Annotated in this window: 19 protein-coding genes and 2 pseudogenes; 15 read left to right on the plus strand and 6 right to left on the minus strand. The window is 33.5% G+C overall.

Annotation, left to right across the window (positions count from 1 at the left end; all coding sequences use genetic code 11):
* Positions 1-82: 82 nt before the first annotated feature.
* Entirely contained in the window at positions 83-448 is a 366-nt protein-coding gene (locus MKX66_RS05960) for a carboxymuconolactone decarboxylase family protein (RefSeq protein ID WP_002085063.1), read from the plus strand.
* A gap of 54 nt (positions 449-502) precedes the next feature.
* Here the strand turns inward: MKX66_RS05960 and MKX66_RS05965 are convergent.
* Together MKX66_RS05965 and MKX66_RS05970 are read right to left on the minus strand one after the other, a co-directional pair.
* Positions 503-774, minus strand: a pseudogene (locus MKX66_RS05965) (hypothetical protein).
* Between the two features lies 1 nt (position 775).
* Positions 776-1417 carry an HD domain-containing protein gene (locus MKX66_RS05970; protein ID WP_193653655.1) on the minus strand — a complete coding sequence of 214 codons (642 nt, stop codon included), beginning with the start codon at positions 1415-1417 and terminating at the stop codon, positions 776-778.
* Between the two features lie 105 nt (positions 1418-1522).
* Here MKX66_RS05970 and MKX66_RS05975 point away from each other — a divergent pair, with 105 nt between their 5' ends.
* From MKX66_RS05975 to ppaC, 4 genes are all read left to right on the plus strand, one after another.
* Positions 1523-2026, plus strand: coding sequence for a GNAT family N-acetyltransferase (locus tag MKX66_RS05975; RefSeq protein WP_193653656.1), 504 nt, complete (start codon positions 1523-1525; stop codon positions 2024-2026).
* A 255-nt stretch (positions 2027-2281) separates the two neighbouring features.
* Positions 2282-2797, plus strand: coding sequence for a DinB family protein (locus MKX66_RS05980; RefSeq protein WP_016101259.1), 516 nt, complete (start codon positions 2282-2284; stop codon positions 2795-2797).
* Between the two features lie 247 nt (positions 2798-3044).
* Positions 3045-3710 carry a lytic polysaccharide monooxygenase gene (locus MKX66_RS05985; RefSeq protein ID WP_002012991.1) on the plus strand — a complete coding sequence of 222 codons (666 nt, stop codon included), beginning with the start codon at positions 3045-3047 and terminating at the stop codon, positions 3708-3710.
* Between the two features lie 150 nt (positions 3711-3860).
* On the plus strand, positions 3861-4790 hold the full coding sequence (gene ppaC / locus MKX66_RS05990) for a manganese-dependent inorganic pyrophosphatase (protein ID WP_002032629.1): 930 nt from the start codon (positions 3861-3863) through the stop codon (positions 4788-4790).
* Between the two features lie 129 nt (positions 4791-4919).
* On the opposite strand, the gene MKX66_RS05995 is transcribed toward ppaC, so the two are convergent.
* Entirely contained in the window at positions 4920-5108 is a 189-nt protein-coding gene (locus MKX66_RS05995) for a DUF4017 family protein (protein ID WP_061690278.1), read from the minus strand.
* A 175-nt stretch (positions 5109-5283) separates the two neighbouring features.
* Between MKX66_RS05995 and MKX66_RS06000 the strand changes: the two genes are divergently transcribed.
* From MKX66_RS06000 to MKX66_RS06010, 3 genes are all read left to right on the plus strand, one after another.
* A complete protein-coding gene (locus MKX66_RS06000; RefSeq protein ID WP_215589759.1) occupies positions 5284-6492 on the plus strand; it encodes a peptide ABC transporter permease in 1209 nt (402 codons plus the stop codon).
* A 20-nt stretch (positions 6493-6512) separates the two neighbouring features.
* Positions 6513-6962, plus strand: coding sequence for a DUF6884 domain-containing protein (locus MKX66_RS06005; protein ID WP_016101265.1), 450 nt, complete (start codon positions 6513-6515; stop codon positions 6960-6962).
* 132 nt (positions 6963-7094) lie between these two features.
* On the plus strand, positions 7095-7280 hold the full coding sequence (locus tag MKX66_RS06010) for a hypothetical protein (RefSeq protein ID WP_002085081.1): 186 nt from the start codon (positions 7095-7097) through the stop codon (positions 7278-7280).
* A gap of 51 nt (positions 7281-7331) precedes the next feature.
* Here MKX66_RS06010 and MKX66_RS06015 read toward each other — a convergent pair whose 3' ends face one another.
* The 3 genes from MKX66_RS06015 to MKX66_RS06025 form a co-directional block, all read right to left on the minus strand.
* A complete protein-coding gene (locus MKX66_RS06015; RefSeq protein ID WP_002142080.1) occupies positions 7332-7784 on the minus strand; it encodes a hypothetical protein in 453 nt (150 codons plus the stop codon).
* Between the two features lie 137 nt (positions 7785-7921).
* Positions 7922-8278: a hypothetical protein gene (locus MKX66_RS06020; protein WP_002142079.1), complete on the minus strand. Its 357-nt coding sequence runs from the start codon at positions 8276-8278 to the stop codon at positions 7922-7924.
* Between the two features lie 129 nt (positions 8279-8407).
* Positions 8408-9031 (minus strand): hypothetical protein, encoded by a 624-nt coding sequence (locus MKX66_RS06025; RefSeq protein WP_002142078.1) that lies wholly within the window; start codon positions 9029-9031, stop codon positions 8408-8410.
* A gap of 1092 nt (positions 9032-10123) precedes the next feature.
* Here MKX66_RS06025 and recQ point away from each other — a divergent pair.
* The 7 genes and pseudogenes from recQ to MKX66_RS06060 all read left to right on the plus strand — a co-directional run bounded on the left by recQ (position 10124) and on the right by MKX66_RS06060 (position 17672).
* Positions 10124-12241 (plus strand): DNA helicase RecQ, encoded by a 2118-nt coding sequence (recQ, locus tag MKX66_RS06030; RefSeq protein WP_002013002.1) that lies wholly within the window; start codon positions 10124-10126, stop codon positions 12239-12241.
* Positions 12242-12266: 25 nt separating this feature from the next.
* Positions 12267-12650: a gamma-glutamylcyclotransferase family protein gene (locus MKX66_RS06035; protein WP_002032638.1), complete on the plus strand. Its 384-nt coding sequence runs from the start codon at positions 12267-12269 to the stop codon at positions 12648-12650.
* A 181-nt stretch (positions 12651-12831) separates the two neighbouring features.
* Positions 12832-13568 (plus strand): annotated as a pseudogene (locus MKX66_RS06040) (class I SAM-dependent methyltransferase).
* 117 nt (positions 13569-13685) lie between these two features.
* A complete protein-coding gene (locus MKX66_RS06045) occupies positions 13686-15761 on the plus strand; it encodes a HelD family protein (protein ID WP_002189855.1) in 2076 nt (691 codons plus the stop codon).
* A gap of 74 nt (positions 15762-15835) precedes the next feature.
* Positions 15836-16168 (plus strand): DUF952 domain-containing protein, encoded by a 333-nt coding sequence (locus tag MKX66_RS06050; RefSeq protein ID WP_002189854.1) that lies wholly within the window; start codon positions 15836-15838, stop codon positions 16166-16168.
* Between the two features lie 168 nt (positions 16169-16336).
* Positions 16337-16684, plus strand: a complete 348-nt coding sequence (locus tag MKX66_RS06055; RefSeq protein WP_002013008.1) for a PadR family transcriptional regulator — start codon at positions 16337-16339, stop codon at positions 16682-16684.
* Complete coding sequence (locus tag MKX66_RS06060; RefSeq protein WP_341085782.1) at positions 16671-17672, plus strand: HAAS signaling domain-containing protein; 1002 nt, start codon at positions 16671-16673, stop codon at positions 17670-17672. Before MKX66_RS06055 ends, MKX66_RS06060 begins: the two co-directional genes overlap by 14 nt.
* The last annotated feature ends 4 nt before the right edge of the window (positions 17673-17676 follow it).

The following is a 17676-nucleotide window of genomic DNA, read 5'->3' on the forward strand; positions in this document are numbered from 1 at the left end:
TTTTTAAAGTAAATATTTGTATATGTCCTTCATTTTATCTCATACTAAAGTAAGTGTGAATAAAATGAATGGAGGATATACGATGGAAAATCAACAATATGGCTCTATAAATGATGTATTACTTGATTATAAAGAAGGTATAGGGAATTTTACGCAACAAATCCCTGAAATTGCAGAAACATATAACGCTTTTACACAAGCATGTTTTCAGGAGGGTACATTAACTAAAAGAGAAAAGCAGCTCATTGCATTAGGGATTAGTTTAGCAACACAAGACGAATATTGTACGATTTATCATACGAAGGGCTGTATTGACCAAGGATGTTCTGATAAAGAAATTTTAGAGGCTTGTGGTGTTTCAGCCGCGTTTGCTGGGGGAGCTGCAATGAGTCAGGCAGTAACCTTAGTACAAGAATGTCTGGTGGAATTGAAACATCAAAGTCATTAAACAAGAAAAAGCCCTCCTTAAAATATTCTTTTAAGGGGGACTTTCTAGTTTAGTCTAATTTTTTTGAAAGAGTTTCAATTGTTTCATATAGTCGATAGCTTTTGTTTTATTACTCTGTTTAGAAACATAGTGTGCCTCGTTTAAATCTCTATAAAAACTATTAAATATTTCTTCAGAAAGTATGCCGTCAGAGATAGCTTTTTTACTGCACAGTGTGGTTCATTTGTATGCGAACAATTAGAAAATTTACATTTCCGAGATATACCCGCAATATCTTCATATCCAAAATCAAAGTTACCTTTATGTTCTATCAAGTCAAATCCCATTTTAATATTCTATATTTTTATAAATCGATGTCTCTATATTAGGGAGAAGTGTGTATATGCTCTTACCAATTAAAGATTCTAATTCTTTCTTAATTGCATAGAATCCCTTCCAATGGAAAGAAGTATGAGAGGTTGTGCCATGACGTAAACCAACTGAAACCAATCTTTTTTCAAGAGTAGTAAAGCCTTCCGCATCAGCAAGTGCGTCACAAAGGGTAATCACCTTATTGTATAAGTCGTAGTCACTGTTTTCATTCAATATTTCAATTAATCGGCTTTCCATATAATCAGGAACAATGCTCCACTCTGCCGCGATATCTAAATGCTCATTTTTGCAAGGAAATGAATGCGTCACACATATAATGGCGTTTCCTGTATACCCTAAATCATTCATATACATATAACCATCATAGGAATGAATAACAGATTTAGTAAAACCTTTATATCTTCCTATGTCATGTAGGAGGGCAGCGTTGTATGCTATATCAGCATCTAGGTCGTACCCATTATTAATAAGTTCAACAACTATCTTTTCAGTTGCAAGGGCAACATTACGTGAATGATCGAACCACGGACCTGGGTTTTGCTCATATGCCCACTGGAGTAATTCTCTTGCATATTTCCTATCTAATATATACTTCATATAGGTATCCTTTCTCTAAAAAATCATATATTTAATAATTTCATCTTAGTATTTCATTATTCCTGCTTTAAAAATTGTTACAATGAAACAAAAGGGGGAAAAGGAATGCGAAGTATAGTAATAGAAGAAATTAAACGACTTGATGAAGACATTGAAGAGCTTTCTGAACTGTTGAAAACTGTAGTAAATGATGAGGCGTCAATTGGTTTTTTACCTCCACTGGAACAAAAAGAAGCAACAAATTATTGGCAAACTATATTAGCACCAGAAGTGATATTGTATGTTGCTAAAATAAACAATGAAGTGGCAGGGAGTATTCAATTACATTTAGTTACAAAGCCTAATGGGATACATAGAGCTGAAATTTGCAAGTTAATGACTCATCCAAACTTTAGACGTAATGGTATTGGACGTTTACTCATGCAAAAAGCAGAGGAGCGAGCAAAACAAGAAAAACGGTCTCTTTTAGTACTAGATACGAGAGAAGGAGACCCTTCCAATAGATTGTATAAATCATTAGACTATCAAGAAGTTGGAAAAATACCTGAATATGCAATTTCTCCGAATGGTGAGTTAGATGCAACGGTTATTTATTATAAAATGATTTAGTATTTTTATTTAAAAAGAGGGATATTTTCAAACCACGAAGTTGTTATTAGGTCTGAGTATTGATTTATAAAAAGATTGATAAACCCCTGTATAATAGGGGTTTTCTTTTCATTCATTAACTTCATATTGAATGTTCAATTTGAGGGCCAATTTGTATAAGGTTTTAATAGGTTTATAAGAGGTATTATTTAAATAGGAATTTTGAAGTCTTTTGGTGAATATTAAATGTTAATCTAAAAGATGGAGGTTGCTGTGATGTTGAAACTGTTTCAATATAACTGGCAAGTTCGTGATGAGTGGTTTACATTGTGCGAAGACATGCCGGATGAAGAACTATTAAAGAAACGGGTCGGTGGGTTCGGCAGTATACTACATACCCTATTTCACATTGTAGATGTGGAATATATGTGGATCTTAGGTTTGCGAGGTGAGCCAGTTCCTGAGGAGCCATTGTTTGAAGAGTATGCCAGCTTGCAAAAAGTAAAAAATCTCTCAGCTCAATATCACGAGAAAGTGAAGCCATTTGTGACATCTTGGACAAATGAAATGGATTCTCGGAAACTTTCAGAAACTGATTTCAATGAAGAACCGATTAGCTCTAGAGACGCCCCAATCAGGCGCCGAGTCATTGAATGTACACACGGAGAGATAATACGTCATGTCATTGTCCATGAAATCCACCATATCGGCCAGTTATCTATATGGGCACGTGAAATAGGAAAGGAGCCTGTTTCCGCAAATCTGAGAGGAAGAGGGCTATTCGATAACTAGGCTACCTTTGCCAATTTCGTAATTTATTTATAAACGAATGGTTTAATTGAGTATATTTAACACCGTCTATATTTTTCTAGCGGTGTTATTTGAATGTATCAATAAACTTTATTTAATATACTAATTGAATTTGAGAAAGTTTTTAGAGGGTTCTTTTAGTAATACTCTTCCACTTATAATGGATGTAGAGAAGATGACTAGGCAACTATAGTTATTTTCATTTCATTTTTGGGAAGGGGATGAAAGAATGAAAAAGACAAGTTTACAAAAGGTGAAGAAGGTTATATTAAGTGGCGGGATATTACTTACGGGGTTATTAACATTTGGATTTTCAGAAAAGGCTTCAGCTCATGGGTATGTAGAATCACCAGCGAGCCGATCTTATTTATGTAAGCAAGGGGTAAATGTAAATTGCGGTCCAGTTCAATATGAACCACAAAGTGTAGAAGGAATAGGGGGTTTTCCGCAATTAGGACCTTCTGATGGACAAATCGCAGGAGCTGGCCATTTTCCTGCTTTAGACGTTCAAGCAGTTGATAGGTGGAAGAAAGTTACGTTAAACGGCGGGATGAATACATTCAAGTGGAAACTAACCGCTCCTCATAGTACGAAAGAATGGAAATACTACATTACAAAGAAGGATTGGAATCCAAATATGCCTTTAACAAGGTCTAGTTTAGATTTAGTGCCGTTCTATGTAAAAAATGATGGCGGAGTTAGACCGGGGACAACAGTAACGCATGAAGCAAATGTACCAACTGACCGTAGTGGCTACCATCTTATTTTAGCTGTTTGGGAGATTGCGGACACTGGAAATGCGTTTTATCAAGTTATTGATGTGAACCTTGTGAATAATGGTTTAAATTCCAATTTTGCTTTTAACAATGTAGTGCAAGTTCCTACACTATTTTAAATTAAATATACATTTTGATCATCTAATTCATTTTAGATGATTTTTTTATGAAAAATATAGAAGAAACTGCAATTATTTATAAAAAAATGTGTCTAAAATATTGTCATATTTGCTTCTTTAAGATATCCTTTTCATGAAGAGGTGGAAAACATGGAAAAAGTACTAGTTTTCGGGCATAAAAACCCAGATACAGATGCAATTTGTTCTGCGATTGCTTATGCAGAATTGAAAAAAGAATTAGGAATGAATGCTGAGCCTGTACGTTTAGGCGAAATCAGTGGTGAAACTCAATTTGCGTTAGACTCTTTTAAAGTAGAAGGACCGCGTTTTGTTGAGACAGTAGCAAACGAAGTGGACAACGTTATTTTAGTTGACCATAACGAGCGTCAACAAAGTGCTAACGATATCGAATCTGTTCGTGTGTTAGAAGTTATTGACCATCACCGTATTGCTAACTTTGAAACAAGCGATCCTATTTACTACCGTTGTGAGCCAGTTGGATGTACAGCTACAATCTTAAACAAAATGTACAAAGAAAATGGCGTTACAATTCGTAAAGAAGTTGCTGGTTTAATGTTATCTGCAATCATTTCAGATTCTTTACTATTCAAATCTCCAACTTGCACAGAACAAGACGTAGCAGCAGCTCGTGAATTAGCGGAAATCGCTGGTGTAGATGCAGATAGCTACGGCTTAGAAATGTTAAAAGCTGGTGCTGATTTAAGCGGAAAAACAATGGAGCAATTAATCTCTCTTGACGCTAAAGAATTCCAAATGGGTAACGCGAAAGTTGAAATCGCACAAGTAAACGCTGTTGATACAAACGACGTTCTTGTACACCAAGCAGAACTTGAAAAAGTTATCACTACAGTAGTAGAAGAAAAAGGTTTGGACCTATTCTTATTCGTTGTAACTGATATCTTAACTAACGATTCTGTTGGTCTTGCGATTGGTAAAGCAACAAACGTTGTTGAGAAAGCTTACAACGTAACATTACAAAACAACACAGCTACTTTAAAAGGTGTTGTATCTCGTAAAAAACAAATCGTTCCTGTACTAACAGAAACATTCCAAGCTTAATATTATTGAGTATGGATAAAAGAAAGGACAAGTAGTCATATTGGCTACTTGTCCTTTTTATTATAAAATTACAGAAGAGCCTATTGGATGGAAATAAAAAAGGATAGCAATAGCTATCCTTCTTATCATTTATTCATAAGATCGTTTCTTATTTATATAAAATGTGATAATAGCAGCAATAATGAAAATAGGTATTGCGTACGCTTGCCCAACAAAGAATTTCCAACCTACAGTATTATAGCCCTCAGATGCTGGAATGATAATTGCGATGATACAAACAATAATATAAGCTAATAATGCTGGGATTATATTTTTCATAATTGTTCACCTCCTTTTAATACCAATGTTATGACTATATTTATATAATACATGATAAGTTTGTATTTGGAAAATTATGTACAAGATATATATTTTTGTAATTATGTAAATGAAATGGTTATTTGAAAATAGGGTAGATGATATATATAAAGAATGATATAGGGGGATTTGTATAATGGACAATATATTAAATAGAATGAAGCAAGATATAAATATGGAGTTATTGTATAAGCTATGGCCTGATTTTAAGAGGGCTGCTTTTGCATTGTATGATGATGAGTATGTGTATGTATTTCATCATCCATTATTTCTGACAGAGGATGATGATGGGTATACCGTTTTAAATTGGAATGAACAATTTAAAGGAGATACATTCATCATATTCAAAGATTATCCAACTGCCATCGTCAATATGAATAGGTATAGAGATTATGAAAGTTTATTTGCGATTGTAGTGCATGAACTTTTTCATTGTTATCAATATTTGAATGGTGAAAGTAGATTTCCAAATGAATCCCTAGGATTTCAATATCCTATATTAGAAGAAAATATTGAATTACGAAATAAAGAACGAATTTGTTTATATGATGCTGTTCATTGTAAGTCACAAGCTGAGAAGAATAACTATATTAAGCAATTTATTGAACTAAGAGAGCAAAGGGCTAATTTTATGAAAGAAGAGTTTGTAACATACGAGTGTATGGTTGAAAGTATAGAAGGGCCTGCTTGGTATGTTGAAATGAATGCTTACAATACAGTATGTAATAATGATGAAAGTGAAACATTACGAAAATATAGTAGATTAATTTTAGATGCATATGAAGCTAATTGTAACATAAGAAAGAGTTGCTATGGCTCAGGAATGTTTTTATGTTTATTATTAGATGAAATCCTTCCTGAGTGGAAAACGAGCTTCTTTAATAGTGATAAATCGCTATATGCTTTTTTAAAACAAAATATAAATGTGGATTTGGATTTAAACAATGAAATTACAATAAGTAATGAAACAAAGCAAATGATTCATTTTGTTCAAAACGAAAGAGACAAGGATTTTAAAGAATTTAATGAGAAAAAAGGATATCACCTGTATATTATAGGGGATATAAAATTAAATATGTTTAATCCAATGAACGTAAATTTAAAGGGAAATAAAGCATTACATAAAACCTTTGTAAGTGTAAGTATACATAATAAAACATATATGCTAAATCAGCCTGTTTTAGCATCTTTTGAAGAAGATTATAAAAATATGAAACAAGTTCATATCATTATGAATGAAAAACCGGTAGAAAAAAATAATAGTTGGAACGTTGTGGGAATTGGAGACATAGAAGCTGAGTATGAAGAAGTGGAGAATTCTATATTTTTATATTTAAAAAGTTAGAAGCGAGGTAAGAAATAACAATGAAAAGATTATGCATTATTCCGTGCGGAAAGAAGAAAATTTGGGATAAGTACTCAGATTACGGAGAGGCAGAGGCAAAAGATGTATATATTAGTCCATTCGGAAAAGCATGTCAGGCGTATGCAACTGAGTTTTTTGAGAATTGGGTTATATTATCAGCAAAGCATGGATTCTTAAGACCAAATGATATCGTACAAGAAAACTATGATCTTGCATTTGATTCAAAGAGTAATGAGATTATTAGCATAGAACAATTAAAACAACAGATGGTTGATAAAGATTTACTTCAGTTTGAAGAGATCGTCTTACTTGCGGGAAAGAAGCATAAAAAAGTAGTGACGAAGCTATATCCAGAAGAAATCATTACATATCCATTAGAAGGGTGTAAAGGAATTGGGTATATGTTGCAGAGATTGAAGGGGGCTGTGGAAGCGCAGAAGGAAGTATAGGGATAAATTAGTAATATAGATTCAAATTATGCCAAATTAATACATTTAAAATAGACTAGTAAACAAGCATTTTTACCTTTTTAAACATAGAATATGATGAATTCTATTTTATATTAGGGGAGAGTCATATTCATGTGTAATAATTGTGGTTGTAGACGCAGAGATTGTAATAGATTTTGGGATGATTTAATGTTTGGAAGATGTAGACGCAGAGATTGTGATGATTGTGGTTGTAGACGTAAACGTGACTGTGATTGTGATGATTGCCGTCGCAATCGTAAACGTGACGACGATGATGATAAATGTCGTAAGTGGTAATATTTTAAAAAGAGTACTTTGAAGTAAGTACTCTTTTTGTGTATAAACCTTTTAAATTCCATCTTGAACAGATTTTTTTTCAATTTCCCATGAATCTTGTTTTATAATCTTTAAAGCTACATTAGTACCATTAGATTCCTTATAAAAGATATATCCGTGGTTTGATTTAACGTAAGTTAAAGGTTCGCCAATGCAATCTTTAGAACAAGATGTGTTGATAAGTTCAATTAAGGATAGTTCGCTAAGATCGGTTTTACTAGCATCTATAAGTGTATCAAGGTTCGTTTTACGAAAACCTTGTAAGTTTACATCGAAATTCTTTTCTATTTCTCCAGTAACGCTAGTATTCATTACTTCAACTGAATTTTTCTTTTCTAGAAGAAAACCATTTCCATAAAGGAATTTTGTATATCCAAGCCAGGCGATTAAAAATAGTATAAAAAACATACCAGTTGTTTTAAGTTTTCGAAGCCGTTTACTTACGATTGATTCTGAATATTTCATTCAGCCTAATCCTCCAATGTTTTTATTTTAAAGTATGCTTGGGTATATATATTTAGAAGGATATGAAAGTTAGAGAGTTACTGATTCAAAAAAAGAAAGCATCTGAAGTTAGGTGCTTTCTTTTTGAATACTGTCCGCTATCTGTTAGTTACTTGTTTCATAAGCGGTCTTATTTCTTTAACAGGTGGTTTTTTATCATAGGCATCAACGTAAGAAAAGTAATAATTTAAGTTTCTAAGAAGTCCCTTTCCTATTTTTGCGCTTAAGAAGGGGAATACTTGTCCAGTATAATCATCGAGAGATTTACAATAGTATTTTTCATCTAAGTATATGCTGTATTTACATGTTAGTTCTACTAATGAGTTACCTTCATCATCAAATACTTCTTTAGAATCAATAACGTCTATTAATGCAAATTTTTCATTCAGATAAACTTTCTTCTTTTTCTCGTACTTATTTGTGAGAATAAATACGAGACCAATTGCGTTAATCAAACTATTTCCTCCTATAAAAAACGGATATTAATAAAATATATCGATATACGTTAAATGTAAAGAGGAGTGGTGAAATATCATTGATAGAAAACTAAATAAGCCGATTTGTTTTTTCAAATCGGCTTATTTTTATTGAAATACTTGCGGAAATTGTTTTACGATTGCGTTTGTTATCATGTCGGCCATTTCTAATGCTTCTTTTTCAATTTTATCGTATAGTTTTACACTGGCATCATAATCTTTATTTAGGAAGGCAAGTGCTTCCGCTTTCGTTAACGCTAAATGCTCATAAAACATTTTTCTAAATTCTTCTTTATCTATATATGGGTTGATACTGTTAAGAAATTCAGTGATTTCATCACCATTAGCGTACCATTTCTTTTCTATAGCGGCCGCTGCGTTTTGATCACCAGCTTTTGCGGCTTTAACAAGATCAGCAGCGATTGTTAAGTGGTCTTTAATTAATGCACTATATTTTTTCACTGCATTTTCTCCGTAGAATGGTTCAAGTGATAGCCCCATGTGTGTTGCATTTTGTAGAAGACGTCCAACGGTAACGTTTACGTCGGGCAAGTTAAAGATGATGCCTATAATGGCTAATCGTGTCCAAGCAACGTGTTGTTCCCATAAAGAACGCATATATCCTTTTAGAAAGTTTTCGTTTTTACTAACTCGGTAATTTCGTACAAATGAATCGAAGTTTCCATTAGTGATATGATAAGGGGAGTAATACGATTGCCAATAAGTATACATAAATAGTTACACTCCTTTGAACATGTATATCTCACAATATGATAAACGTTATTTTTAAGTTACGTGTCCAAGAGTTTTTTTGAGAGTTGGAAAAGGAGAAAGTTGAAGGGGAATAAAAAACACACTTATGATATATATGAATAAAAAGAATTTTAAAATAATAGAGGTCCTGCAAGGGAAATTGCAGGACCTCAAAAGGGTATTGCCGAGATGTCGGACTCGACTACGTAATATTAACATAAAATTCTTTCAAAAAAACCTGGTAAATGTGTCCAAATGAGAAGGGTGCTTTTTAATAAAGTTAAAGGGATCTGCTTCCCGCGGCAGATCCCTTTAACTAGATAATGTAGATGAGCAAAAACTCATCTAGAGTACTTTTATAGTAACAAATGAAATTCACTTTGTGTATTGAGAAAAAATGAATTGCTTGTATGAATGTAGCGGATTTATATTTTGCTTTTTGGAATTATAATCATTTGTGGAGAGCAGAATAGGGTTCTAAAATGGAGAAAAGACTTTTCAGCCAGGCTACGATACATTGCAATATGTAAGTATAAAAAAAGACCTGCTAATTTAAGCAGGTCAACATAAGGGGTTTATCTAACAGATTATTATATATGGTAACAACTGTATTGTAGTAAGTCTATAAGTTATATGTTGAGAAAATTTGTTTGAATGATATATATTTGGCACATGTATTAACGTTTAAAAAGTTGAGAAAGGAAATTCATAAGCTTGCTATAAGAAAATAAGGGCTGATACTTATAAAATGATTCATATTTCCACGCATCATTATTAGAGAATTGGAGTTGTTTATTTGACGCTTTAGGTTTGTTGGAATTATTGTAACGACTCTTCATAATTTAACCTCCTCAAATTCATATGTATACGATTAGTAGTATTCTAGGAAGGTAAATTAAATGAATATTTATTTTGAAATTCTTTCTTTTTGTGTACTAGATTTGTTTTTTTATGTTGGAAAACGTAGGAAGCAAATAGAACTCAAATACTTATAAAATTCAAAGTGGCGAGAATCAGTTTGATGATATAATGGGAATAGATGAAAGATAAAGAAAAGCAGGTGACTCTTTTTTGTTTACAAAAGCACAAGAACTTTTAGCGTCTTATTTCGGTTATTCGTCATTCCGAAGAGGACAAGATGAAACAATTAAAAATGTATTAGATGGGAAAGATACAGTCTGTATTATGCCTACGGGTGGTGGTAAGTCAATTTGTTATCAAATTCCCGCATTAGTATTCGAAGGAACGACATTAGTTATTTCACCTTTGATTTCACTTATGAAAGACCAAGTAGATACATTAGTACAAAACGGTATTTCAGCTACTTATATTAATAGTTCTATTTCTATTACAGAAGCAAATCAACGAATTCAATTAGCGAAACAAGGCCATTATAAGTTACTTTATGTGGCGCCTGAGCGTCTTGATTCAATGGAATTTGTTGATCAACTTATCGATATGAAAATCCCGATGATTGCAATTGATGAGGCGCACTGTATTTCGCAGTGGGGACATGATTTCCGTCCTAGTTATTTACATATACATCGCATATTAGATTATCTTCCAGAAAAGCCGCTCGTATTAGCGTTAACTGCTACGGCAACACCACAAGTTCGTGAAGATATTTGCAACACGCTTGGAATTAATCAAGAAAATACAATTATGACAACGTTTGAGCGCGAGAACTTATCATTCTCTGTCATTAAAGGACAGGATCGTAATGCTTATTTAGCGGATTATATTCGTCAAAATCAGAAGGAATCTGGGATTATATATGCAGCTACAAGAAAAGTTGTCGATCAGTTATATGAAGATTTAGGGAAAGCAGGAGTTTCTGTATCGAAATATCATGCTGGTATGAGCGACCACGATCGAAATGAACAGCAAGAACTCTTTTTACGAGATGAAATAAGTGTTATGGTGGCAACATCTGCATTTGGAATGGGTATAGATAAATCGAATATACGTTACGTTATCCATTATCAACTTCCAAAAAATATGGAAAGTTACTATCAAGAAGCAGGACGTGCTGGTCGTGATGGATTAGATAGTGAATGTATTTTGTTATATTCTTCTCAAGATGTGCAAGTACAACGCTTTTTAATCGATCAATCAACTGGAGAATCACGTTTTTCAAATGAGCTTGAAAAACTCCAAAATATGACCGATTACTGTCATACAGAACAATGTTTACAATCATTTATTTTGCAATACTTCGGAGAAGAGCCGAAGGAAGATTGTGGTCGCTGCGGTAATTGTACGGATGACCGTGAAAGTATCGATGTGACGAGAGAATCCCAAATGGTACTATCTTGTATGATTAGGACGAACCAACGATTCGGAAAGCAAATGATTGCACAAGTATTAACTGGATCTAAAAATAAGAAAGTCATTGAATTTAATTTTCATACTTTGCCAACGTATGGTCTTTTATCAAACCGTAGTGTAAAAGAAGTCAGTGAGTTTATTGAGTTTTTAATTTCAGATGAGTTAATTGCAGTTGAACATGGTACGTATCCAACATTAAAAGTAACGGAAAAAGGAAAAGAAGTATTACTTGGTAAAGAGAATGTTTTACGCAAAGAACGAGTAGAAACGAGACAAATTGTTCAAGACCATCCTTTATTTGAAGTGCTTCGTGAAGTGCGTAAAGAAATTGCACAAGGAGAAGGTGTACCGCCGTTCGTTATTTTCTCTGACCAAACGTTAAAAGATATGTGTGCGAAAATGCCACAAAGTGACTCCGAACTCCTAACTGTAAAAGGAATCGGAGAACACAAACTTGTGAAGTACGGATCTCACTTCTTACAAGCAGTTCAGCACTTTATTGAGGATAACCCAAACTATGCGGAAACAATTAAGACTGAAGTTGTTTCAGAGAGTAAAAAATCAGGAAAAGCGTCAGCGAATTCTCATTTAGAAACGTATGAAATGTATAAACAAGGCATTGATCTAGATGAAATTGCTAAAGAACGTAGCTTATCAAGACAAACAATTGAAAATCATTTAATTCGCTGCTTTGAAGATGGAATGGAAGTAGACTGGAACAGTTTTGTTCCTGCAGAATATGAATCACTGATTGAAACTGCCGTGCAAAATGCAGAGGGTGGTCTGAAATCGATTAAGGACCAACTTCCAAATGAAGTGAGTTACTTTATGATTCGTGCTTATTTACAAATTAGAAAGTAGAGACATATAAAGGGGATAGGGATTTATGCATCACGTTTTCGTGTATGGCACGTTAAGAAAAGAGCAAACGAATGCTCATTTTATGCAAGGTGCAATATGCATCGCAGACGAAGCATGGACGTATGGTAAATTATTTGATACATACGAAGGGTATCCTGCGATGATTTGTTCAAATGAGGACAAAGTATACGGAGAAGTTTATGAAGTAAATGATGATGTTCTGCAAAAGTTAGATGAACTTGAAGAATACACAGGTAATGCAGAGAGTGATTTATATGACCGAATCACCGAAACGATTTATTTAGGTGATAGAGAAATACGTGCATTTGTGTATATTGCTCAAGATAAAGAGATGCTAAAGAAAGTTATCATTTCTGGTGATTGGGTGGAGTATCAACAAGGAAAATAAAAGCAGCTATAGAGCAGATAGTGGAATCGACCATTATCTGCTTTTTATATTGGCATTTTTAAAATTCTTATTATTTTGATAAATTGTAAATATAGAGAAATAAGAATGGTTTTTTTTATGGGTGTCAGAAATTTAGTTTCTCACCTGTGGCAGAAAAGTCTAGTGCAGGAGGAGAATAATAATGAACGAATTAAATGTGAAGGAATTTTACCAAAAACAATTCGAACTGTCGAATTACGATATCAATACAGAAAGCTGGTTAGAGCAGGTTGCTAAAGAAGTTCAAGAACAAGTTGGTCATCCATTTCAAACGATGTTAGAACTAGGAGCAGGAAATGGTAGATTTGCAAGGGCGATGTCTAGGTTACAAGTGAAAATGACTACGGTTGAACTTGTACCAGAGTTAGTTATGTTTGCAAAAGAACATTCTACTAATAATATAGATATTCATTGCGCAGATTTTTATAAAATTAACTTTGAAGAAAAGTTTGATGTTGTTAGTTATTTAGACGGTTTTGGTGTAGGAACAGATGATGAGCAATTGATTCTATTAAAACGGATTAAAAATTGAATGAAGGATGTGCACTTATTGATATTTATCAACCATTGTATTGGAAAAAAGTAAGTGGACAAGAAATGTCCTTAAGTGCAGCTATGCGAAAATACGAATATGATAGTATAAATGAAAGAATGTTAGATCATTGGTGGGACCCTAATTATCCAAATGCTGTAGTAACACAGTCTTTACGATGTTATACGGTAGATGAGATTAGCAATCTATGTGCTGAAGCTGGTTTAAGTATTATGGGATTCTTCCCTGGGGGAGCATATGATTTTGAAAAACGAAAATATAAAGAATTGGCAACATTAAATGAATGTTTGGCATATCGAATTAAAGTAAGGAAGAGTAGGGATTAATCTCTACTCTTTTTTAATTTAGAAAATTCTTACTAAAACTATTGACTTTATGAATGGATTTTTAATACAATTATATTTCGACTGAAAAAATTGGAACGGACAGGAGGGAATCATCAAATGAACAACATTTTTGACGAAGAGTTACAAAAAATGAAAGATACTTTAAGTACGATGGATGATCAATTAGAACAGCTTGAAAAAATCCCGGTTTATTATGGAGAAGATTTTAAAGAACAAATTCTTGAAAGTATGAGGGAGTCTAATAGACAAAGCTTACGTATTGGTATACATGAGCCGTACTTTGGAAGATTAGATTTTCAGGAGGATGGCAAGGAAGATGTAATGCCGATTTACATCGGTAAAGTAGGTGTTTCAGATAAAGATACGATGAAACCAATTGTAATTGATTGGCGTGCACCTGTCGCAAGTATGTTTTATTCATTTACCGGTGGAGAAGAATTAGCATTTTATCATTCACCAGACGGATTAGTAGAAGGAGATGTTTATTTAAAACGAAACATTTCGATTCGAAAGAGAGAACTAGAACGTGTTGTTGATACATATGTGAAAGGAAATGAAGATGTCTCACATGCTGATGATTTTCTTCTATATCGATTAGGTGAGAATAAAGATAATAAATTGAAAGATATCGTTTCGACTATACAATCGGAGCAAAATGATATTATTCGTGCGGAAAGAAACTTACCGTTATTAATTCAAGGGGTTGCAGGGAGCGGAAAAACAACAATCGCTTTACATCGCCTTGCTTTTTTAATTTATGAATATCGTGAACAACTTGAAGCGGAGAGAATGATCGTATTCGCTCCAAACAGTTTGTTTTTAGACTATATTTCAAGTGTACTTCCTGAGTTAGGGGTAGGAAATATTAGTCAAACAACGTTTCCAGATTGGGCATTACGTACGTTAGATGGTTCGGTGAAACTGAAGCAGACAGAAGAAAAATTGAAAGAAGCTTTCTCAATTAATCGCGATGAAAAAAAGGTTATGCTAGGTAAATTGAAAGGCACGCTGGAATTTAAGTCGTTTATTGAAGAAAGAATGATTCAATTTGAAAAAGATTTAGTGCCAACAAAAGATTTTGAGGCATGGGATAAAGCTGTTATTCCAGTGGAAGACGTTAAAAAATGGATGCAGGTTGAATATAAACACTATCCATTAAAGAAAAGAAGAGAACGTTTAGTCGGCCGTATGAAGCGCTGGATTGAAATTGAGCTTAAAAAGTTTGGAGAAACAAACGAGAAAAAATTACTAAAAAAAGAAGCGACAAAGAGATTGAACACATATATGAATTTTTGGCCGAAAATGAGCCCGCTTTCACTATATAATTCAATGATAAAGAGTAAAGAAATACTCGAAGTATTACCTGAAGAACTTGTTCAAGAAACAGAAAAGAATTGTCGTAAAAAAGAAGTGTATGTAGAAGACTTACCAGCTTTAATTTACATACAACATCGCATAACAGGAATTGAAATTGGACAAAAGTTCCATCACGTCGTTATTGATGAAGCGCAAGATTTCTCGCCATTCCAAGTATATGTATTAAAAGAAATTACACTAGGTAATTCTTTCACTATATTAGGTGATTTATCTCAAGCGATTTATGATTATCAAGGAATTGAAGACTGGGGTGCTTTTAAGGAAGTATTCCAAGAAACAGGTTATTACGAATTGACGAGAAGTTATCGTTCTACAAAAGAAATTATTGAATTCGCAAATGAAATAATTAAAAATGCAGAGATTCCAGTGGGACTGGCAACTCCAGTTTTCCGTAGCGGTGAAGACGTGAAAGTAATTCCGGCAGAGGACCAATTTACTGAAGTTTTAAAGACATTACAGCATTTGCAAACTGAAGATGTGAAAACAATCGCGGTAATTGGAAGAACAGACGATGAATGCCGTGATATATATGAGAAGTTAACAAATGCAGGGTTGACTGTTAATGTCATTGAAGCAGATCAAAGCAAATATGAAGGTGGTATTTCGGTAGTACCTGTATATTTGGCGAAAGGTTTAGAATTTGATGCCGTACTTCTAATCGACGTTGATGAGGAACATTACAAAAATACAAAACATGATGCGAAATTATTGTATGTCGGATGTACGAGATCGCTTCATGATTTATGGATTTTCCATAGTGGGGAAGCGTCGCCATTAATTAAGGGGATAAAATAAATAAAAAAGAGGATTTTCTAGTAATAAACAGAAAAACCTCTTTTTTTCTATATAAGGATATAGGGGGAATGGATATGATTACAAAAGTAATAACAAAAAGAAATTGGGAAATCGCAAAAACAACTAGAGAAATTAATGAAAAATCACTAATAGAAGAGGGATTTATTCATTGTTCATTATTAGACCAAGCTTTAATAGTTGCGGAAACATATTTTAGTCATGAAGAAGATGTTTTATTACTTACAATTGATCCATCCCTAGTAAAAGCAGAAATAAAATATGAACTTGCTACTAACGGTCAAGAATACCCGCATGTATATGGAGTAATCAATTTTGAGGCAATTGTAGGTGTTGCTCCATTTTTTAAAGAAAAGGGAGATTTTTTATTACCAGAGGGACAAAGTTAAGAGTGTTATAGGTATTTAAGTTAGCTAGAAAAGCGCAAATTATATAGTTTGTGCTTTTTATTGTATATATTTTTTGAAAAATTATTGTTTTTGTCACACTAATACTGTACGATACATAGTATAAAACACATACTGTATGACATATAGTAATGGAAATGAGGTGGGTGAATGGATACTTTATTAAATTCATTAATTACTGAGCTAAGGAGAGGGACATTGACATTAGCGGTTTTAAGTCAACTAAGAACGCCGCAATATGGATATTCGCTTGTCCAATTATTGGAGCAATCAGGAATCATGATAGATCAAAGTACTTTATATCCACTACTTCGCCGATTAGAAAAGCAGGAGCTAGTGACGAGTAGTTGGGATAAAACGGAGAGTAGACCTCGTAAGTACTATGTTTTAAGTGAATATGGATTAAATATATTTTTGCAGTTGAAAAAGGAATGGATAAAGGATTCAAAAGAACTTTATAACTTATTAAAGGAGGAGGACGAGAATGAGTTTGATTGATATGTACGTCCAAGAAGTTGCGAAGAGATTACCTGAAAAAAATCGTGAAGATATTACGCTTGAGCTACGGTCGACAATAGAGGATATGTTATCAGACGATTATAATGAAGATGATGTGAAGATCGTTCTCGAAAAATTGGGGAGCCCGGTTTCATTGGCTAATGGGTATTTGGATAGACCGATGCATTTAATTGGACCACGCTATTTTGATGTATATACGACGCTATTAAAAATGATTATACCAATTGCAGCTGTTATCGCACTCATTGCAATGATTGCAGAAAATTTTATAGGCTATACTGGTGATCAAGCAGTATTAAATGTTATTTTACAATTGATAGGTAAAGGCATTGGGGAAATTGTCGAAGTAGGCCTCCATGTATTTTTCTGGTTGACACTTGTATTTGCTATTTTAGAAAGAACAGATAAAGACAAAGGTACCCAACCGTTGACGACAAGTTTAAAAAAATGGACTCCTGATGATTTGAAAAATATCTCGTATGTTCCAAAGAAAAAGTCGATCTCAAAGTTTGAAGTTTTTGGAGGTTTGATGTGGACAGCAGTTTGGGCTACCCTTTACTTTTATGCGAATCATCTTGTTGGCGTATATAATGGTGCAGCAGATGGACTGAAATTTGTCGCACCAACTTTCAATCAAGATGTTTTACTTCAGTATTGGCCAATCGTTGTAATTATGATTGTTTTCGAGATAGGTATATCTCTTTATAAGTTAGTGCAAGGACAATGGACGACAAGGTTGGCAATTGGGAACGCAATCCTACAGTTAGCTGCAACAATAGTATTCATTGTAATCGTAGTAAATCCTCATTTATTTAACGAAGGATTCATTACGTATGTGGCAAATGTGTTTGCAATTTCTCCAGAGGAATTTAAAACGTGGTTAATTGGTGGAGGGATAATTATCTTCATATTATCTGCGGTACTAAATGCAATTGATGGTTTTCGAAAATCTAGAATTCGGTTGTAAAAAT

Source organism: Bacillus sp. FSL R9-9530, assembly GCF_038008145.1.
Classification (GTDB): Bacteria; Bacillota; Bacilli; order Bacillales; family Bacillaceae_G; genus Bacillus_A; species Bacillus_A mycoides.